This is a genomic window from Pseudomonas sp. B21-017, assembly GCF_024749245.1.
Taxonomy (GTDB): Bacteria; Pseudomonadota; Gammaproteobacteria; order Pseudomonadales; family Pseudomonadaceae; genus Aquipseudomonas.
Window position 1 is genome coordinate 4708568 of record NZ_CP087194.1, and the last position, 18910, is coordinate 4727477.

The following is an 18910-nucleotide window of genomic DNA, read 5'->3' on the forward strand; positions in this document are numbered from 1 at the left end:
ATCATCCGTCTGTACCTGAAATCGGGTTGTCCGCGGCCATCACGATCAGTTGCACGGCAATGTCCCCGCACAACCGCCGGATCTACGCACAAGATTACGCCCATGCTGGGCGCACCATAAAAATCCGATGCCAGAGGTCTGGCATCGGATTTTCGAGGAAGTCCGGCTGAGGCTCAAATACTCAAGTGAACAGCATTACGGTCAGGCGAAACACTCGCTCCCTATCAGGTGAGCGGTTTGCGCAGCAGGATATCGACCGCGAAGACGCCCAGGACAGTCCCGGACACCCAGCGTTGGGTGCGCATGGCAGAAGGTCGCTTGACCAGGAATCCACTGACCCGGGAGGCGGCGAGAACGATCATGCCGTTCACGGTGACGGCAATGGTGATCTGTACCAGCCCCATCTGGATGAATTGCTGGAAGGTAGATCCTGCGGAAGGGTCGATGAACTGCGGGATCAGCGCGGAATACATCAGCGCAATCTTCGGATTCAGCAGGTTCGTCACAAGCCCCATGGTGAACAGCCGTCTCCGCGAGTGAGGTGGCAGCTCCCGCGCCTCGAAGGGGGAACTCCCCCTGGGCTTCAGCATGTTCCAAGCCAGATAGCCCAGATAAAATGCGCCTGCGATCCTGACGACATCGTAGGCGACTGGCACTGCCTTGAACAAAGCGGCCAGTCCCAGTCCCGCCGCCAACAAGTAGCACACGAAGCCTAGCGCCACACCCGCCAGCGAAATCATCCCGGCCAGCCGCCCCTGGGAAATCGCCCGCGAGGTCAGGTAGACCATGTTGGGACCCGGTGTCAGCACCATGCCCAAGGAGATGATGGCCACACCGGCCAGGCTTTCCAGCGCCATCATTGGCGTGCTCCATCGTTCAAAGGGGATGTATCGGCCCGCTGCGGCTCGAACCAGCCGAGGCTGCCGCGGAACAGCGCATGCTGAGCACGCTGTGCCACTGGCCGAACCACGATTTCATCGACATTAACATGTGCAGGCTGATCGGCAACCCAAGCCACAACCTGGGCGACATCGTCCGCGCTCAAAGGCCGGTCGACATCCTTGTAGAGGGCACTGACCCGTTCGGCGTCGCCGCGAAAACGATTCAAGGAAAACTCTGGCGTATGCACCATGCCGGGGAGCACTTCGGTGATGCGCACCGGTATACCCTTCATCTCCAGTCGCAAGGAATGGGTCAGTGCGCGCTGGGCACTCTTGGCCGCGCAATAGCCGCCTCCCCCTTCATATCCGGCTAGCGCAGCCGTTGAGGTGATATTGATGATGCACCCTTGGGACGCGATGAGCCGAGGCAATAGCAGTTGGGTCATCCGCAAAGTCCCAAGGACGTTACTGTTGAACATGTTCGTCCAGTCCTCGGCACTGGCCGCGTCTACCCCATCCAGGCCAATCGCCCCGCCCGCACAGTTCACCAGAAGATCGCACTCGGAAATCTGCACCAAATCCTCCTCTCGCGCCTGTGTCACATCCAGCACAATGGCGCGTCCGCCGGTTTCGCCGGCAATCTGCTCGAGCCGATCCCCCCTGCGCGCCACAAGGAATACCCGCCAACCACGACTGGCCAAGGTACGAGCGCATGCCTCGCCAATGCCACTGCTTGCACCGGTAACAACTGCTGTTTTCAAGATTGAGCTCCCCATGCTTCGGATAACTGTTCGAAGATCTTCCCCACGTCACGTACCAGCGCGGGACGATCGAAGCTGCGCAGCCGAAGGCGCGTGCCAGCGCCCTCATAAACACCACTGGCGAAGCGATCCAGGTTCTGCGGTTGAGCCCAGTACAGGGTACCCAAGCCTTCACGCGGCGAGCTGTTGCGGCGGGCGATCACCCACCCCCCCCGCTCGCGGTGCAATGGCCTGCCCTCCTTGCTAAGGCTGCGCGCAAGGTCCCGGTAGCGGGTAGACGCCCCGGTCTGGATTTCCCAAGCGATCCCCAGCAGGTCGATATCCCTCACCTCTCGCCAGAGGAACGGGATTTCGGCGCCACCGACCCGGGCACCGATTTCCAGGAACAGCAATTTGTCATCCAGGTCGAACAGTTCGAGGTGGAAGACGATTTCTCGCTCAGGCGCGAAGACTGCCAGCAGTTGTTCGACGCGCCCCGCAATCCGCCGTTCGTCATCGCCCTCCTCGAGTTCGATACTGCCCAGCGGGCTATCCGGACCGAAATCGGCACAGCTGTTCACATAACGCGACGCCGTGACTACCACAATCCGTTGCCCATCCCACCAGCCGTCAACGTGCAGGATGGGGGCCGCGCAGCAAGCCTGGACCATCATCGGCTCCGTGGCCTGCCCGATCTGATCAAGATCACTTGGGCCGCGAAGAAACTTTACGCCGCGACTCGCCGTGCCGTAGCGCGGCTTGAGCACCAGCGGATAGCCGTGTTCAGCGGCCAGTCGCTCTACCGCTTCGCGGGAATCGGCAGGCGAAGCAGGCAACACGCCGATCGACGATTGCCGGCCTGCGACCTCCAGCATGGTGAGCTTGTCGCGGAACCGCTCGGTCCACGCGACAAGATCTCCCGGTACCTGCCATCGCTCACGGATAGAAGCCGCATTGAGCAGGTCGCCCTCATTGAGGGCAACCACCAGCGCTGGAACCCCATGTTGCTCGACCAGACGCTCGGCCTCAGCCATGACCGCCTCAGCATCGTCCAGTGAGACGAGCACCGAGCTTGACGCCAGGCGCTCGCTCGGCAGGGACGCGCAGGATTCGGGCGTACAGATCGCCCGAATCTGCATTCCTGCCGGCAGTTCGTATCGGTCGTATAGCGCTTGGCTACCGACCCAACGGTGCAAGCAGAGGACATATTTCATGCCGTGGGATCCACGATGAAGTTGACCGCCGCTACCAGTTCATCACCGATACGCACGGCATCCTCGCGCGAGGTGCCTGTTGCCAGGACATACCCTGAAACGCAGTCGGCAACGGTGTCGAGCGGTGGAATCGTATCGCCCTCATGCTTCTGGATGACTACGGCACGCTCGGCTGCGCCCAGTTCGAACAGGAACGGCAAGAACACCCGTGGAGTCTCGCCTGACTTGGTATGGCGCACATCGACGTCAGGCTTGAGATCGAGCTCGACTTTTCTGACCTTGCCAGGTGTCGGTACGAAGAACTGGATCGCGGCACCCGCTTTCGGCTCGGGCGACACTTGCGGCAGAGTGTCGATACCCAGCGGCACAGTCAGGAACATGCGGTTCAGGTCCAGGCCGAACGCACGCCGCACCAGTTCAGGGGCACCCGAGCCCGCCAGGCGAGCATGGGATTCGAGTACACGAGGCCCCTTGGGGGTCAGCACGAACTCGCTATGGGAGGGCCCCTCTTCCAGTTCTACCGCGTCGAGCAGGCGGCAGGTCATTTCCTTCAGCTCGCTCAGCCATTTCCTGGCCTCGGTGCTCGGCGTGCTGACTTCCCACTCAACGTATTTGTCGTTCATGCGGTACTGGGAGTAACCAATGGGAAGGTGGCGCCCCTGGAACGAGAAGGAGTCGACGCTGACGACCGGCCCCTCCAGGTACTCCTCGATGATAATGTGCTTGACGTCGGCATCCTGAAGCGCCTGCCAGGCCTTGGAAGCAGAGGCTGCGTCATCGCAGGGATGGATATGCAGGCTGGCCACGCCTTCGGCGGGTTTGAGAACCGACTTGCCATGCTCTTTGACGAACGCGACGGCATCCTGCGCACTGGTGACATGGCGATAGGCAACCGGGCTCAGGTTGTGCTCGACCAGCAACTCGCGCATGGCCACTTTGTCCTTGAGCAGGCGCGCAGTCTTATAGGAAACCCCGGTGAGACCGAAGTGATCGACCACTTTGCCCGTTGACTCGCCTGCCACTTCGGTAGTGGTCATGATGCGATCGAACGGACGGTCGCGGTGCAGGGGCTCGAGGACCTTGATGATGGCCTCGGCGTCGTCAATCCTGGCATGCACCACCTGTTCGCAATGGGCGAGGATTTCCTGCTCGTAGTCACCCTCCTGATGCACCAGCACTACGTCGATGCCCAGCTCCTTGGCACCGTGAATGGGCGAGGGACGACCACCGACTACTGCGATACGCTTATTCATGCATGAACTCCCTGTCTACTGTGATGTTTGTTGTGTGATGGTTCTTGAAGCAAAGGCTCAACTGCCGTACACCCGGCGCAGCCAGCGCGCCTTGCCGTTGAGCAGAGGCTGGAACGCCTTGCGCCGGTGCAGCACGCGGGCATTTTTGAAAATGAAGAAGTCGCCTGGTTGCAACACCACCTCTATACCCTGGGCATCGCGCAGGCACTGGCGCAGGAGCCCAAGTGCCTTTTCGCTGTCCAGGTCGAGGGCGGCCACGATGCCATCGTCAAAGCGCAGGCGATAACCGCCCTCGTCGTGCTCCAGCACCGGCAGCACCCTCGGCTGGCCATCGAAGCCCTCGTTGGAGGCAGGGGCACCAAAGGTGTAGGCAGACTTCTGCAACTGGGCGATCGCCCAGCCGGGCAGCTTTGAAAGGACATGATCCACACAAACAATGTCGGTGGAGGCGCCTTCAAAGTTGCGCACGGCGGTAAAGGCCAAGAAGTTCGGCACGGCGGTCGCGACATTTCGGCTTTGATCGGCGAAGGGCCAGTTGGGATTGTCGGTGTGCCAGAAAAACTCCACATCCGCACCCCAAGAGCTGGTGGTGCCCGCGGCCTCCGGAACCGGAACGACGTTTCTGACCAGCTTGCCGAAGTTCTCATACTCGACTGCATGCGGCCTGACACCCAGCAGCCGCAACATGCCAAAGTGCAGCAGATCGAAGTCAAGAACACACTCGGCGTTGGGCAGGAAACCATTGCGCGGCGTCGCGACGTCCGTAGAGAGCGAAATGCCTCTGATGAGCAGCGCTTTGTGCGGGCTGTCAGGAAATGCGCGAATTGCCTCGACGATGTCCCGGCCCAACACTGTGCCGAGCCAGTCCCCGCCGACTGCTCCCACACTCTCAGCGCAGTGCGGCGTTTCGGCCAGCCTCACGCGACAGCCCTCCAGCCCGGTCAGGTCGGGATCATTGACGACCACCACCTGTACCAATGAAGCCTCCTGAACATCCATGGCCATGACGCTCATGATTTGCGGTTCAGGTATGAGGTGACCTTGGGGTCCGGCTGATGGGCGAACGCCTTGGTTCGTCGGATAAACATCCCCAACGGCAGGATCAGGTAGAGCAGAACATAATCCATAGTGCACCTTCCCTAGTGTATGAAAGAGTTAATCCAGCGGTACTGTCTCGCGCCAGTCGACCGCCTCCTCGAACTGAGGCTGCTCCGATTTATCGAGGTAGAAGTCGCCAATCGCCAGCACATCCATGTTGGTACGCATAAAGCAGCGATAAGCTTCGAACGGCGTGTTCACAATCGGCTCACCACGCACGTTGAACGAGGTGTTGACCAATACAGGACACCCTGAACGCTGATAGAAGTGTTCAAGCAGCGCCCGGAACCGCGGGTTGCGCTCCCGGTCCACGGTCTGCACCCTTGCCGAGAAGTCCACGTGGGTGATTGCCGGCAGCTCGCTACGCACCAACTTGAGCAAGTCGATCCCGGTAAGCCGCGCACTCTCCTGTGGGATCGCCTTGCGAATGCCCGTTGCAATGGGCGAGACCACCAGCATGTAGGGGCTTTCCTCGACGATGTCGAAGTAGTCTGCCGCTTTTTCCTCAAGCACCACGGGAGCGAAGGGGCGGAAGGACTCGCGGAACTTGATGCGCAGGTTCATGTTTGACTGGGTGTCCGAGCGGCGCGGATCACCCAGGATCGAACGGCTGCCAAGCGATCGCGGACCGAACTCCATTCGCCCCTGGAACCAGCCGATGACCCCGCCGTCCTCGATGCTGGTGCTCACCCGCTGGTCGAGCTCTTCCGGCGAAAGCCTGTGAAAAACAGCGCCGCAGGCTTCCAGTTCGTCCCTGATCTGCTCTTCGCTGTACTCCGGCCCAAGCAATGCTCCGCTCATGCCATCACGCACGCCAGCAGGCAGTTCGCGGCTTGCTACGCCGCGATACTTGCGGTCAGTCAGCAGCGCGGCGCCCAGCGAGCCACCCGCATCGCCAGCCGCCGGTTGCACCCACAGACGGTCGAATATCCGCTCACGCGAGATCACGCCGTTGGCTACGCAGTTGAGGGCAACGCCCCCGGCCATGCACAGTGCGGTCTCGCCAGTGAGCTCACGGGCGGTCTTGGCCAGGCGCGAAACGACGATCTCCGTGACTTTCTGCACCGATGCGGCCAAATCGAACTCGCGATCGGTAAGGGGGGCCTCGGGCAAGCGCCGGGGGCCACCAAACAGCTGCTCAAAGGCATCGCCCGTCATGACCTGGCCTTTGATGAACTCAAACTTGGTCCAGTCGAGCCTGAAGCTGCCATCGGGCTTCACATCGATCAGATGCGAGAGGATCGTGTCGACGTAATGAGGCTTGCCATATGGCGCAAGTCCCATGAGTTTGTATTCGCCGGAGTCCACCTTGAAGCCGCAGAAATAGGTGAAGGCCGAATAAAGCAGGCCCAGCGAATGGGGAAAGGACAACTCGGCAACCAGCTTGATACCTTCTGGCCTGCCGTGCCAGATGGTGGTCGTCGCCCACTCGCCGACACTGTCGATACACAGGATCGCGGCGCTCTCGAAAGGACTGGGGAAAAATGCCGATGCGGCGTGGGACTCGTGGTGACCATGCACTTCGATTCGGCGACCGTCCCGGTCTCCCATCGCTCTGAGATGACGCACGACCTCACGGTCCATCCGGCGCTTGGTTGATAGCCATTCGCCAAGCACCGGTGCGTAGGTGCGCGCTGCCGAAAGCCCGGCCACGGCGGCCGTCGAGAGTACCCGACGGAACTTCAGTGCCGGGTCTTCGTAATAGGCGACATGGTCGACATCGGCCAGGTTTATACCTGCGTTCCTCAGGACGTACTCGATGGCCTTGCGTGGGAAACCCGGGTCATGCCGTATCCGGCTGAAACGCTCTTCCTGGGCCGCGGCAACGATCTTGCCGTCCACTACCAGAGTGGCCGCGCTGTCGTGATAAAAGGCAGAGATGCCAAGCGTAATCGTCATAGCAGCGACCTCACTTTTTCGCGAAACTTATCCAGCATTGTTTGCTCCCTGGGTGGATTGAGCGCGACGAATCCATTACGGACACGCGCCCAAAGTTCATCACGGTCACTACGAGAAAAAGCACAAAGGTAGGTATCCAGACTCGCGGCAGCCCATGCCGTATGCCCGGTGGAGATGTTGTCGATGGAGTTGTGCAGATCGACGAACATCGTCGGATAGCCATAGGCAACCAACGCCTTGTGGGTACGCCGATAACCGCCCCCTACTCCGGACAGCTCCATCGCCAGATTCAGCCCGAGAATCTCCGGGCAGTAGGTTTGGGGATATCGCCCGATAGACAACCAGAACACGGGCAGCTCGAAGTTCTCGTCGTTGAAACAAGCGGCGTTGGCGTATCCAGGGTCGGCGGTGGCCGGCAACTCGCCATGTACTGCCTTGAGCAGATGGCGGTAGATGACGGGATGGTTCTGCGCCTCGATTCCGTTGCCCAACTCATCGAAAAGCGTTTCGAACAGTCTGCTGCCGTACGCCGTGGAGGCTACCGCCGGGTGGGCGAACCCGGCCAGCCAGGCCCCGTCGATCATTGTCAGCGGCGCCAGGGACAGGATATCGGCGACCACCTCATCGCGAGACGGCAGCTCTTCGTCCTGCTCCAGTGCCTGGTTGGAAGCTTCATGCTGGCCCTGCAACCACTGCTGCAGGACACCGGGAGCCCAACGCTCCGGCAACGAGCAATACCCCTTGGTGACGCCACGGGCGGCCCTGGCCAGCCAGCTCTTCACGTAGTGACCGGCATAGGATTCCTCCGACGGCGTGAGCTCTATTCGCAACAGGCGCGGGTAGGCCTGTCGCGGGCTGAATCTGGCGACCAACGCTTGGGTTTCAGCGACCTCGCGAAGAGCCCCGGCGAGTTTGCCGTCGTCTTTCCATACCTGGAAAGCCGGGGTCTGCCTGGGCGCATCGGAGTAAGGCAAGCCGCAGATCCAGCGGTGAAGAATGGCAATATCGTCGCGACTGAAGATTCGGAACATCTTGCCCCGCGGCGAAATCAGGCTGGTGAGCAGTGGACTCGATTCCGGCCTGCCCGCCCGCACGTAAGCGCTGGCGGCAAGATGGTCGAGAAACTTCAAGGAGTCGTCGACTGCGAGCAAGGGCTTCATCGGCACCTTATTCAACTGAGTCTTGTCATGGTATTGACAAGCATCCAGCCGACGTCGGCTGATCAGGTGGCGCGCCGCCTCTCTCGGATCGAGCCAGCGCTCAAGCACATCGAGCAGCGCTTCGTTCATCTCCTCGGCCTGCCGGCGCGCCCACAGGTAGCCTTGGCGTACCCCATCGTTTCCGGCAGCGCCCATTTGCACGAGAAATTCCCGGACTGCCGTTTCGGCGAGCACGGCAAGATCGTCGGCACTACCAGCGGGGTCGCGACGCAGATCGAGAAACTGGCGGGCGGACGGCTCGTTATGGGCGATGAACTCAAACGAGGGCAACAGCCCGCAATGACGCAGGTAAAGGTTGATCCCCAGGATCTGGGCCGTCAGCGACTCCGGAAAATGCCCCAATACGAGCAGGGTCGAGGCAAAGTTGAAGGCTCCGTCCGAGATCCTTGGGTCGGCCACTGCTCGCAAGAGATCTTCGCCAGCATCTGCCAGCGCGTGCTGACGCAGCAATTCCAGGTAGCGCTGGATACGACTGGCCCCTGGCTGACCGGCACCCACATCCGCCGCATGGATACTCAGCGCTGCCATGGCATGGCGCGCTTCATTATTCCAGCTGCCGCACACCCCATGAATCAGGTGCTGACTGCCGATCAGAAAGGGAGCCGATTCCAACGCCGCCTTGGCACGCAACGCCTGGGCATCCGCTTCGTTCCCCTCGATTGTCTGCGCCAACCTTCGGAATCCGTCGCGCAACGGCCCAAGCCGCTCGCATGCAACACTCGCCAGCCCCGCCAAAGCCGCCGGGCTGGTGAAGTCGACGTCTACCAAGTCCGTCCCATGCACCTCACCCAGGCAAGTGCGCAGGCTGACCGGCGTGAACATGCGCCTGGCCTCTCCCCCGGTCTCTGCCCCGAGGAAGCTGGAAAAGATTTGCCTATTAGTCTTCATCAGTGCATTGGATATATGGAGGAATTGTTTTTCTTCTTGGCTTTTTTCTTTTTCTTGAACAAAGAACCAAGTGCTTTGCGAATTCGCTTTAACATAGAGCCTCCTAAACTTTCATTGCAGGTATCGATGAATGGCGCGTGCTACGACATCACTGCCAAGGTCGGTAAAGTGCGCGCGATCAACGTATAACCATTCATCATCCGGACGCTCTCTAAAATCATCGATCAAACTGGCAAATCGAATACCCAAGTCATGACAACTGTTGGCCAGACTATCGGCGTAATATTCCGCGACCGCGGGGGCGGATATATCGCCATATAAATGCTGCCAGGTACCAAACCGGGAAATCTGATCAAGCTCATTAAACAGCTTCTGTTCTTCGGCACACGGCGTTCTTACCCAAGTCGCCAAGGGCTGGAGAACAAACGTAAGTTCTGCACCCAAAGAATCCGCGAGGCGTTTCCAGGTAGTCAGACAATTCATGGTGTCTTGCAGAGCGCGTACCAGAGTTTGCGAAACAGGCGGAACCTCAGTCGTTTCGGCCGGCCATTTTGGAAGTTTTCCAGGAGGCAGTTCTGCACCATTTTCCTCAGCAATTTCATCAAACTTTTCGTAATAGTCACCGCAGAAGTAGAACGGTGGCAGATCACCTCGAATGAACTCAGGAAGACGCGCCATGACCAGAGTATTGAAGCCGCCCATGATCACGATGCGTCGCACTTTGGGCAGTCGATGAGCATGCAGCACGAACAGCATCAATTCCTGGGTCGCATTAAAGGTATGCCCCGCGAAATTCAGCCATGGCGTAGCATCGGGATCATGCGTGGACAGGCGGCTCGCTACCGAGGCGGCATCACTGGAAGCCCCGTAACCCAAGGCTGACGAGGCCCCGACCAGTAAATTCACCTCTGATAGCGTGCTGGCCTCGAGGGTGCCGACACTGACCGGCCGACCTTGCGCATCATAGGCCAGGCGAAATCCGAGCCGATCGGTATTGATCGCTTCCGAACGGTAATCGGCGGCATTGAAACCCATCACATAAGGCAAGTACTGGGAACGACTGCGACTGGCGAATTGATCGTAGGTGAGCATCTGGGGTGTTAACTTCACACGTTCCAGACTGGGATCATCCAGCGCAATGCGCTTGCGTCTTTTAAACATGGCCAAGCCACTCCTTTAGCGAGAATCGGAATTCCATTTGATCAGCCAACTTTTTTTGGGACGAACGTCTATTTCGATTATTCAATATCGAAAGTGCGAACCTGCCAATAACGGCCCACAGCAAGCCAGGCACCATAAGTTTGAGATATCAACAATCCAAACTGTTAGATGCATGAAGGTCGAAATTAATTAAAACCGTGCGCGAGCAAAATAATTCACAGCACAATGCGACGAGGCGGGAAATTCAGTGATGATTTTTGCGAGGTGCAATTTGAAGGTATTGCAGACTGCAATACGCTGATACGGATAGCTTCCATGCATTGTATCTTCCTTCTTACTTTTATTCTTTTTGGCCCATCCGAGGGGCTCATGCGATCGATTCTAGACATTGGATCCCAAATGTCAAATGAAGCACCTGCATTTTATCCAAGAAAAAAAATATTCATGAAAAGGCGCGTAAATCAACAAACCCTATGAATGCCCGATCAAGTTGCCTGACGACACCCTGCTGCTGACCGTGTCGCTGATTCTGGTGTCGTCGCTGTTTGCTTTTGCAATGTCAACATGAAGAGCAAGGACAACTCCTTCCAGGACTTCGCCGCCACGTAGAACGTGGTTGCACTGTGCCTTTACATCATCGACCCGTCGCCGTCGCGTACGCCGGCTCCTGAGCACCTTCCTCCAAAACACCCCCATAGAGTGAGTCGCGTCTTCACCGTCCAAGGCCTTCCAGGCCAAGGACGGTAAGGCGGCTCCGCTTAGGTGAACAGCATTACCCTGAAAAGCGGGGTTTTTATCGCCCGATATTTCTCTTTTAGCCGCCATTGCCTAAGCACCAACCGATATAACGGTTATAACTCGAAGCCGGAAATATTTTAAAAACAGTCCTTTACAGCAAAATAATGACACTACACTTCAACTCAAGCGGCTTGATCCGCTTACGGCGAGCCTGATTCGATCCACAGCTGCCAAGGCCTCTTCAGGTATCGCCGACCACTTGATGTTTCGAGGGCTTTATGGGTATCGCTGCCAGCGAACTGTGCCGTTATGTGATCCGTCCGACATTGATCTACCTCGGGCGCCATAGCGCGACTGCCGAATCCCTGCTGCTGGGCATCGCCGCCAGTCAGTCAGCCCTTGGTTCAGCCCTGCATGACCGCCGTGGACACGGCTTGTACCGGATCGCCGAGCCCCGCCACCAGGCCCTCTGGGATCACTACCTGGCCCTGGACCCGGAGCGGGCGAGCCTGGTTCGCGGCCTGGCCAGCCAGCATGCTTTTCTCAGCGGGCCGCACCTGGAATTGACCGTCAACCTGCGTTATGCCACAGCCATCGCCTGGCTGCTGGTAGAAGAACAGAACACTCCCCTCCCCGCCTCCGATGACTTGCTGGGAATGGCCCGAATCTGGCGCCAGACCTTCCAGCCCCAAGGTCGTTTGCGAGACTTCACCTACGCCTGGCAAACCTGTGTTTCATCGTTGAATCAGGTCGCCTGCTGATTCACCCATTTCAGAAGATCGCCCAACAGGTCGCGATTTTGGTCGGATTGTCCTACAAAACCGCTCTAAATCAAGCAATACAGGCTATGGCGCCCGGACGAAAATGTTGGTAATTTTCGCTCCGGTGATCACCAGGAGTTCTAATAATGAAAAAAGTAATGCTCAAAACCACCCTTAGCCTCGCCGTTGCCTTGGCATCCACCCAGATCTTCGCCAGTGGCTTTGCCCTCAACGAACAAAGCATCAGCGGGATGGGGACAGGTTTTGCCGGGCGATCTTCTTCTGCCGACGACGCATCCACTGTTTTTGGTAACCCTGCCGGCATGTCTCGCCTCAAGCGCGAACAAGTGACCGGTGGTGTTGCATTTATCGACGCGCACGCTGACATCAGTGATGCCAGCTCCCGCCCGAATGGTGGTACCAACAAAGGTGACATGGTCCCTTTCATGGGCGTGCCCATGGGCTACTACGTAAAGCCACTCGATGACCAGTGGGCAGTCGGTTTCGGCGTCTATGCTCCATTCGGTCTGGTGACCGACTACGAGAACGGCTTCGCCGGCCGTTACTTCGGCAGTAAAAGCGAAGTCAAAATCGTGACTCTCCAGCCAACCATCAGCTATGCCTTCAACGACAAGGTGTCGATCGGTTTCGGTCCGACCATCAACCGCATTGACGGCACCCTGGAATCGAACCTGTCACTAAACCCGCGCGCAGCGGACGGTAACGTCAAGATCAAAGGTGACGACACCGCGCTGGGGTACAACATCGGCATCTTGGTACAAGCGACCGACAGCACTCGCGTTGGCCTGACCTACCACTCGAAAGTGAAGTACAAGCTCGAAGGTGACACCAAGGTCAACTACAGCCTCCTCGGGGCTCTGGGTCAGAACCCTAACCAGAAGTACGATGCATCCCTGGACATAACGACTCCTGAATCGGTTGATATCTCGCTCACTCATCAACTGGATGACAAGTGGACCCTCTACGCGGGCAGCACCTGGACTCGCTGGAGCCGCCTGAAAGAAATCAGCGTCGAAAACAGCGGCGTCCCTGCAGCCCTGAACAGCCGGTTTGGTACCATCACCGAAGAACAGAACTGGCATGACACCTGGGCTCACGCCATCGGTGCTTCGTACCAGTTGAACAAACAATGGGTTCTGCGTACCGGTCTGTCCGTCGACCAGGCACCAACCAACAACGAAAACCGCTCCCCGCGCATTCCGACTGGCGATCGCAAGATTTTCAGCCTGGGCGCGGGCTGGAGTCCGACCGACGACCTGACCATCGACGTAGCGTACTCGTACCTGCGCGAAGAGTCGGTCAAGGTCAACAACAGCAACGGCCGCCAGAGCTACAACGCCAAGTATGAAAACTGGGCAAACGGTTTCGGTGTAGGCGCGACCTACCGTTTCTGATCATTCACGGCGAACCTGAACCCCTCGCCGCCTGAATTGAAAAAGCCCCGCACTCTTGTACAGAGGCGGGGCTTTTTAGTGCGCGTCGATCAGGGCTTCGAGGCCAGGGCTTTCTCCACCGCCTCGATGAACTCGGGATTGTCGGGCTTGGTCAGGCTGGAGAAATTGGCGATCACGTTGCCTTGGCGATCGACCACGTATTTGTAGAAATTCCACTTCGGCGAACTGCTTTGCTCGGCAAGGACCTTGAACAAATGCGTGGCGTCATCGCCGCGGACTTTCTGCGGTTCGGTCATGGTGAAGGTCACGCCGTAATTCACGTAACAGACCTTGGCAGTCTCTGCGCCATCCTTGGACTCTTGCCTGAAGTCATTGGATGGAACACCGACCACCTCAAGCCCTTGATCCTTGTAGCGCTGATACAGCGCCTCAAGACCTTTGAACTGCGGGGCGAAGCCACAGAAGCTTGCGGTATTGACCACCACCAACGGTTTGCCGGCGAAGCGCTGGCACAAATCGATGGATTCCTTGGCGCGCAGCTTCGGCAATGAGCCTTGCAACAGCTCCGGGCATTCTGCTGCCTGAGCCAGCCCGGAAAAAAACATCAGCAACGCAGGAACTGCAAGCCAGCGCATCGGCATGTCGGGGCATCCTTGAGCAATCGTCAGAACGCGAAACTACTCGCCTTCGCCGCTCGCTAGCAAGCAGCTCGCTAGCAAGCACCCATGCCCAGCTGCATCAATGCCAGCCCACCCTGATGCCAGCCCCACCAAACCAGGGCCAGCAGCAATACGCCGACGGCGATGGCTGCCATCCGCGGCCAAAGACTGTTCATGCGGCACTCACCTGGGTTTGCAGGCGCGCCACCGGCTGCTCCCGTACTGGCCAGTTCAGGGCTGCGGCCATCAGACTCAAGAGAATCGCCACCTGCCAGATCAAGTCGTAGCTCCCGGTTCGGTCATACACCACCCCGCCCAACCAGCCGCCGAGGAACGAGCCCAGCTGGTGGAACAGGAAAACAATCCCGCCGAGCATGGACAGATTTCGGACACCAAACAAGGTTGCCACCGTGCCGTTGGTCAAGGGCACCGTCGACAGCCAGAGGAAACCCATGGCCATGCCGAACAAATAGGCCGTGATCTGAGTGACGGGTGCCCAGAGGAACAGTGCAATCACCACCGCCCGCAACAGATACAGAGCGGTGAGCAAGCGCGGTTTGGACATCCGTCCGCCAAGCCAGCCTGCGGTATAGGTACCGAAGATATTGAACAGCCCGATCAGCGCCAGCACCGTGGTGCCGACGGAGGCTGGCAGGTGTTGATCCACCAGATACGCCGGCAAGTGCACACCGATGAACACCACTTGAAAACCGCAGACAAAAAAGCCGAACGCCAACAACCAAAACCCTGAATGGGAGCAGGCTTCGTGTAGCGCTTCAGAGAGGGTTTGCTCATGCCCGAGCACCGGCAACGGTTTGTCTTTAAGCATGCTCACCAGCGGCACGATCAACGCCACCAGCAGGCCCAGCACCAGCAATGCCGCAGACCAGCCCAGCCAGCCGATCAGCCCCAGCGTGCCGGGCAACATGGCGAATTGACCGAAGGAACCGGCAGCACTGGCGATCCCCATGCCCATACTGCGTTTTTCCGGTGGTACGGCACGGCCGACCACGCCAAGGATCACCGAGAACGAGGTGCCGGACAGACCGATACCGATCAACAACCCGGCGCTCAAGGACAAGGTCACCGCCGAATCGGACAACCCCATGAACATCAGGCCCAGGGCGTACAGAACACCACCGATCAACACCACCTTTGCGGCGCCAAAGCGGTCGGCCAATGCGCCGGTGAATGGCTGCGCCAGGCCCCAGATCAGGTTCTGCAGGGCAATGGCGAAGGCAAACACTTCGCGGCCCCAGCCGAATTCGGCACTCATCGGCGCCAGAAACAGCCCGAAGCCGTGTCGCACCCCCAGGGACAACGCCAGAATCAGCGCACTGCCCAACAGCACCCAACCGCACGTACGCCACATCGATGTCATTGTTGTTCTCCGGTAGCGGGTATATACCCGCTTAAGATCGAAAAAACTGGCCTCAAGCCAGTTCGTCCAGCAGTTTCAGCAAGGTTTCACGCTTCTCGGCACCCAGACGGTCGATCAACCGCTGTTGCGCCGCTTCCCAGGCCGGCAAGGCCGCTGCCAGACGTTCGCGCCCTGTCTCGGTGAGCAGGACGATGCGATTGCGCATGTCTTCGCCCTCGACCAGCGTCACCAGACCTTCACCTTCCAGCACCCGTAGATTGCGCCCCAGGGTGCTGCGATCCAGGCCCATGGCCTCGGCCAGTGTCGAGATGCTCGGCTGATCCAGACGCTGCAGATTGCACAGCAGAGAATACTGGGCAACGTTGATCCCGAAGCCGTCGAGCGCGCCGTCGTAATGCCTGCTGACGCCACGAGCGGCGCGACGCAGGTTAGTGCACAAACATTGAGAAGGAAGCATGGTGCGTGTATATACCCGCGGTTAAATGAAAGCAAATATTTCGACACATTTTACCTGTAACAGCTGGCGAAGCCTGCGTTCGGCTGCGCAGCAGTCGTAAAATCAGAACTTGCGGCGCATCAGGCAGACCGCCTCAGCCGAACTCGCGACCGCTTCGCAGCCGAACGCAGCCTCGCGAGCTCGGCAGCTGCTACCAAGAGTGTGCTGCACCTGAATCCGCTTAGCGGGCTGACAAGCCTCGCTTCTACGGGGATTCAGAGCAGCGCCAACCCCACCAGCAGCGCCACTTCCAGCAATTCCAGCAACGCCCCGGCAGTGTCGCCAGTCGTCCCGCCCAATCGTCGCATCATGACTTGCCGCAACCAGACAAACACCACAGCTGCCAGCGCAAGCGCCCACACACCGCTGAGGCCCCCGATCAACACACAGGCCACCGCACTGATCACCAACACCTGTTTCCCGGCCAAACGCGGCAGATGATCGGCCAGCGCCTGCCCCAATCCACCGCGACGCACGTAAGGTGTGGTCAGGAATAACCCCAACAGCGCGCTGCGAGCAATCAGTGGAACAATGATCAACACCACGCTGTGCTGCTGCTCAATCAACGCCAGCAACGCGGCGAATTTGAGCAGCAGCACCAGCACCAGCGTTACCACCGCGATCGGCCCGCTACGCGGGTCTTTCATGATCGTGAGAGTGCGCTCACGGTCGCCATAACCGCCGAGCCACGCATCGGCGCTATCGGCCAGGCCATCCAGGTGCAACGCGCCACTGAGCAACACCCACACGGTCAGCAGCAACGCCGCGTGAAGCAACAATGGCGCGCCCTGCAACAGCCCGTTCAACGCCCACAGAATGGCACCGAACAGCACGCCGACCAGCGGATAAAACAGCAGCGACCGGCCCAATTCCTCGGGCGTTGGCATGCCCGGCAGGCGAATCGGCAGGCTGCTGAGAAATTGCAGGGCGATCCAGAACGGCAACATGATCAGATCACTTCCCTTAACAAGGCGCCAGATTCAACCGTCAACGAGAACAACGCGCCATGGCCAACCTCAACGTTGAGCAGCTGCTCACGCGGCAATCCGCGCGCTTGCGCCAGTAACAATCGCATGACGCCGCCATGGCTGATCAGCAGAACCCGCTCACCCGCATAGGCCGCGTGCAACCGCTCAATGGCCGCCAACACCCGCGTCGAAAAGTCGGCAACCGGCTCACCATCAGGCGGCGTAAACGAATAGGGATCGGCCCAGAACAAGCCCAATGCCTCGGCACTGGTTTCCATCAGCGCCGCGGCGCTCTGTCCTTCCCAGACGCCGAAGTGCAGCTCTTGCAGATCCTTTTCCAGCTGCACCGGCAGCCCCAATTGCGCCCCAAGCTCTTCAGCAAAGCGTGCGCAACGCTGCAACGGCGAGCTGACCAAGCGATCCCAAGGGCCCTGCTCAACCACCGCAGCGCGCATCTGCTCCCAGCCCTTGCCGGTCAGCGCGTCATCGAGGCTGCCGCGCAGGCCGCCACCGAGTTCGGTTTCGCCATGACGCAACAGGTCCAGGCGCAAGGTCATGCCGGGCGATCCGCCACTGCGGCTTCGGCGAATGTTGCCATCTGTCCGTGCAGGTCGCAGGCCAGGCGCAGCAATGGCACGGCCAACGCCGCACCACTGCCCTCGCCCAACCGCAGACCGAGGTCCAGCAACGGTTCGGCGTTCAGGGTTTCCAGCACATGGCGATGACCTGGCTCGGCACCACGATGACCGAACAGCAACCACTCACGACAAGCCGGATTCAGACGCACCGCCACCAGCGCGGCGACGCTGCAAATAAACCCGTCGACCAACACCGCGACACCTTCCTGAGCACAAGCCAGGTACGCGCCAACCAGCGCAGCGATTTCGAAACCACCGAGGTTGAACAAGGTTTGCAGCGCATCGCCACGCTGAGCACCATGCAACGCCAAGGCGCGCTCGATGACCTGGGCTTTATGGCTGACACCCGCCGCGTTCAGGCCAGTGCCCGGTCCGGCCAGGTGCACCACCGGGCAATCGAGCAAAGCACAGGCCAAGGCGCTGGCCGCCGTGGTATTGCCGATGCCCATTTCGCCGCCGATGAACAACTGCGCGCCTGCCGCGATGGCGCGCTGCACACTGTCGCGACCAGCCTGCAAGGCGAGTTCGCCCTGGGCCTGAGTCATCGCCGGGCCCTGGACGAAATTCGCCGTGCCCGGGCCGACGTTCAGGTGACGCACACCCGGCAGATTCAATGACGGCGTAACGGTGCCGAGGTCGACTACTTCAAGGGACGCGCCCAACTGCCGCGCCAACACGCTGATCGCCGCGCCGCCGCTGACGAAGTTGTGCAGCATCTGTCCGGTGACTTCCTGCGGAAACGCCGACACCCCTTCGGCGACCACGCCATGGTCACCGGCAAAAATCGCGATCCACAGCTGATCGAGGGTCGGCTTGACCTGCCCCTGCAACCCGGCCAGTTGCACCGCCACCGCTTCGAGCTGGCCGAGGGAACCGGCAGGCTTGGTCAGTTGCTGTTGACGCGCCTGCGCCTGTTCGACCACTTGTGCATCGATTGGCTTGCACGGGTTCAGCCACCAGGTGTGAGTCATAATGCAGTTCCTTTCAAAGTCAGGGGCAGGCCGGCGACGGTCAGGACGACACGTTGGCAGCGCTCGGCCAAGGCTTGATGCAGCCAACCGGCTTCATCGACATAGCGGCGAGTCAATTCGCCCAGCGGCACGACACCCATTCCGGTCTCGTTGCTGACAAAAATGATTTCACCCGGCAACGATGCCAGGCAGTCCAGCAGGGCCTCGCGCTCGGCCGACAGGCGCTCGGCGTCGTCGAGCATCAGCAGATTGGTCAGCCACAGCGTCAGGCAATCCACCAGCAGGCAACGGTCGACGCCGGCGCTTTCGCGCAGTACGCGGGCCAGCTCCAGCGGTTCCTCGATCAACGCCCATTCGGCCGGACGACGGGCACGGTGACGGGCCACCCGCTCGTTCATTTCACCGTCCAGGGGTTGGCTGGTGGCGATGTAAGTGACGTGGAGCTGACTGTCAGTCGCCAGCTTTTCAGCCAGACGACTTTTGCCGGAGCGGGCGCCGCCGAGGATCAGTTGCAGCATGGTTCATTCCT

General features: G+C 59.5%; 18 protein-coding genes and 1 pseudogene. 3 read left to right on the top strand and 16 right to left on the bottom strand.

Annotated features, from left to right (window positions below):
• Positions 1–224: 224 nt before the first annotated feature.
• From LOY28_RS21160 to LOY28_RS21195, 8 genes are all read right to left on the bottom strand, one after another.
• The gene (locus LOY28_RS21160; protein WP_258612495.1) at positions 225–860 is read right to left on the bottom strand and encodes a LysE family translocator; all 636 of its coding nucleotides are present in this window, start codon (positions 858–860) and stop codon (positions 225–227) included.
• Positions 857–1642: an SDR family oxidoreductase gene (locus tag LOY28_RS21165; RefSeq protein WP_258612496.1), complete on the bottom strand. Its 786-nt coding sequence runs from the start codon at positions 1640–1642 to the stop codon at positions 857–859. Before LOY28_RS21165 ends, LOY28_RS21160 begins: the two co-directional genes overlap by 4 nt.
• A complete protein-coding gene (locus tag LOY28_RS21170; RefSeq protein WP_258612497.1) occupies positions 1639–2835 on the bottom strand; it encodes an acetyl-CoA carboxylase biotin carboxylase subunit family protein in 1197 nt (398 codons plus the stop codon). The genes LOY28_RS21165 and LOY28_RS21170 overlap by 4 nt, the downstream gene beginning before the upstream one ends.
• A complete protein-coding gene (locus tag LOY28_RS21175; protein ID WP_111454359.1) occupies positions 2832–4088 on the bottom strand; it encodes an ATP-grasp domain-containing protein in 1257 nt (418 codons plus the stop codon). Before LOY28_RS21175 ends, LOY28_RS21170 begins: the two co-directional genes overlap by 4 nt.
• Positions 4089–4145: 57 nt before the next feature.
• Entirely contained in the window at positions 4146–5102 is a 957-nt protein-coding gene (locus LOY28_RS21180) for a TauD/TfdA family dioxygenase (RefSeq protein ID WP_064619327.1), read from the bottom strand.
• A gap of 141 nt (positions 5103–5243) precedes the next feature.
• Entirely contained in the window at positions 5244–7085 is a 1842-nt protein-coding gene (locus LOY28_RS21185) for a carbamoyltransferase (protein WP_258612498.1), read from the bottom strand.
• Positions 7082–9127, bottom strand: a complete 2046-nt coding sequence (locus tag LOY28_RS21190) for an iron-containing redox enzyme family protein (protein WP_064619333.1) — start codon at positions 9125–9127, stop codon at positions 7082–7084. Before LOY28_RS21190 ends, LOY28_RS21185 begins: the two co-directional genes overlap by 4 nt.
• Positions 9128–9304: 177 nt before the next feature.
• Complete coding sequence (locus LOY28_RS21195; RefSeq protein ID WP_258612499.1) at positions 9305–10354, bottom strand: hypothetical protein; 1050 nt, start codon at positions 10352–10354, stop codon at positions 9305–9307.
• A gap of 484 nt (positions 10355–10838) precedes the next feature.
• On the opposite strand from LOY28_RS21195, the pseudogene LOY28_RS21200 reads away from it, so the two are divergent.
• The 3 genes and pseudogenes from LOY28_RS21200 to LOY28_RS21210 all read left to right on the top strand — a co-directional run.
• Positions 10839–10960, top strand: a pseudogene (locus LOY28_RS21200) (phosphatidylcholine/phosphatidylserine synthase); the annotation flags it as partial.
• 410 nt (positions 10961–11370) lie between these two features.
• Positions 11371–11853 (top strand): hypothetical protein, encoded by a 483-nt coding sequence (locus LOY28_RS21205; protein ID WP_007936111.1) that lies wholly within the window; start codon positions 11371–11373, stop codon positions 11851–11853.
• Between the two features lie 146 nt (positions 11854–11999).
• Positions 12000–13268 carry an OmpP1/FadL family transporter gene (locus LOY28_RS21210; protein WP_018925140.1) on the top strand — a complete coding sequence of 423 codons (1269 nt, stop codon included), beginning with the start codon at positions 12000–12002 and terminating at the stop codon, positions 13266–13268.
• Between the two features lie 89 nt (positions 13269–13357).
• Here LOY28_RS21210 and LOY28_RS21215 read toward each other — a convergent pair whose 3' ends face one another.
• The 8 genes from LOY28_RS21215 to cobU all read right to left on the bottom strand — a co-directional run bounded on the left by LOY28_RS21215 (position 13358) and on the right by cobU (position 18899).
• Positions 13358–13909 (bottom strand): glutathione peroxidase, encoded by a 552-nt coding sequence (locus LOY28_RS21215; RefSeq protein WP_018925139.1) that lies wholly within the window; start codon positions 13907–13909, stop codon positions 13358–13360.
• Between the two features lie 71 nt (positions 13910–13980).
• Positions 13981–14103 carry a hypothetical protein gene (locus LOY28_RS21220; RefSeq protein ID WP_007936107.1) on the bottom strand — a complete coding sequence of 41 codons (123 nt, stop codon included), beginning with the start codon at positions 14101–14103 and terminating at the stop codon, positions 13981–13983.
• Positions 14100–15308 (bottom strand): MFS transporter, encoded by a 1209-nt coding sequence (locus LOY28_RS21225; protein ID WP_258612500.1) that lies wholly within the window; start codon positions 15306–15308, stop codon positions 14100–14102. The genes LOY28_RS21220 and LOY28_RS21225 overlap by 4 nt, the downstream gene beginning before the upstream one ends.
• 52 nt (positions 15309–15360) lie before the next feature.
• Positions 15361–15765 carry a MarR family winged helix-turn-helix transcriptional regulator gene (locus LOY28_RS21230; RefSeq protein ID WP_007898923.1) on the bottom strand — a complete coding sequence of 135 codons (405 nt, stop codon included), beginning with the start codon at positions 15763–15765 and terminating at the stop codon, positions 15361–15363.
• Between the two features lie 254 nt (positions 15766–16019).
• Entirely contained in the window at positions 16020–16751 is a 732-nt protein-coding gene (locus LOY28_RS21235) for an adenosylcobinamide-GDP ribazoletransferase (protein WP_258612501.1), read from the bottom strand.
• Positions 16752–16753: 2 nt separating this feature from the next.
• Positions 16754–17329, bottom strand: coding sequence for an alpha-ribazole phosphatase family protein (gene cobC, locus LOY28_RS21240; RefSeq protein ID WP_258612502.1), 576 nt, complete (start codon positions 17327–17329; stop codon positions 16754–16756).
• On the bottom strand, positions 17326–18381 hold the full coding sequence (gene cobT / locus LOY28_RS21245) for a nicotinate-nucleotide--dimethylbenzimidazole phosphoribosyltransferase (protein WP_018925134.1): 1056 nt from the start codon (positions 18379–18381) through the stop codon (positions 17326–17328). Before cobT ends, cobC begins: the two co-directional genes overlap by 4 nt.
• Positions 18378–18899 carry a bifunctional adenosylcobinamide kinase/adenosylcobinamide-phosphate guanylyltransferase gene (cobU, locus tag LOY28_RS21250; protein WP_258612503.1) on the bottom strand — a complete coding sequence of 174 codons (522 nt, stop codon included), beginning with the start codon at positions 18897–18899 and terminating at the stop codon, positions 18378–18380. Before cobU ends, cobT begins: the two co-directional genes overlap by 4 nt.
• Positions 18900–18910: the final 11 nt, after the last annotated feature.

Bases quoted from the DNA above. Each gene is read 5' to 3' on its own strand.
- LOY28_RS21160 (WP_258612495.1), bottom strand. From the start codon at position 860: ATGATGGCGCTGGAAAGCCTGGCCGGTGTGGCCATCATCTCCTTGGGC.
- LOY28_RS21170 (WP_258612497.1), bottom strand. From the start codon at position 2,835: ATGAAATATGTCCTCTGCTTGCACCGTTGGGTCGGTAGCCAAGCGCTA.
- LOY28_RS21175 (WP_111454359.1), bottom strand. From the start codon at position 4,088: ATGAATAAGCGTATCGCAGTAGTCGGTGGTCGTCCCTCGCCCATTCAC.
- LOY28_RS21180 (WP_064619327.1), bottom strand. From the start codon at position 5,102: ATGAGCGTCATGGCCATGGATGTTCAGGAGGCTTCATTGGTACAGGTG.
- LOY28_RS21185 (WP_258612498.1), bottom strand. From the start codon at position 7,085: ATGACGATTACGCTTGGCATCTCTGCCTTTTATCACGACAGCGCGGCC.
- LOY28_RS21190 (WP_064619333.1), bottom strand. From the start codon at position 9,127: ATGTTCACGCCGGTCAGCCTGCGCACTTGCCTGGGTGAGGTGCATGGG.
- LOY28_RS21195 (WP_258612499.1), bottom strand. From the start codon at position 10,354: ATGTTTAAAAGACGCAAGCGCATTGCGCTGGATGATCCCAGTCTGGAA.
- LOY28_RS21205 (WP_007936111.1), top strand. From the start codon at position 11,371: ATGGGTATCGCTGCCAGCGAACTGTGCCGTTATGTGATCCGTCCGACA.
- LOY28_RS21210 (WP_018925140.1), top strand. From the start codon at position 12,000: ATGAAAAAAGTAATGCTCAAAACCACCCTTAGCCTCGCCGTTGCCTTG.
- LOY28_RS21215 (WP_018925139.1), bottom strand. From the start codon at position 13,909: ATGCCGATGCGCTGGCTTGCAGTTCCTGCGTTGCTGATGTTTTTTTCC.
- LOY28_RS21220 (WP_007936107.1), bottom strand. From the start codon at position 14,103: ATGAACAGTCTTTGGCCGCGGATGGCAGCCATCGCCGTCGGCGTATTG.
- LOY28_RS21225 (WP_258612500.1), bottom strand. From the start codon at position 15,308: ATGACATCGATGTGGCGTACGTGCGGTTGGGTGCTGTTGGGCAGTGCG.
- LOY28_RS21230 (WP_007898923.1), bottom strand. From the start codon at position 15,765: ATGCTTCCTTCTCAATGTTTGTGCACTAACCTGCGTCGCGCCGCTCGT.
- LOY28_RS21235 (WP_258612501.1), bottom strand. From the start codon at position 16,751: ATGTTGCCGTTCTGGATCGCCCTGCAATTTCTCAGCAGCCTGCCGATT.
- cobC (WP_258612502.1), bottom strand. From the start codon at position 17,329: ATGACCTTGCGCCTGGACCTGTTGCGTCATGGCGAAACCGAACTCGGT.
- cobT (WP_018925134.1), bottom strand. From the start codon at position 18,381: ATGACTCACACCTGGTGGCTGAACCCGTGCAAGCCAATCGATGCACAA.
- cobU (WP_258612503.1), bottom strand. From the start codon at position 18,899: ATGCTGCAACTGATCCTCGGCGGCGCCCGCTCCGGCAAAAGTCGTCTG.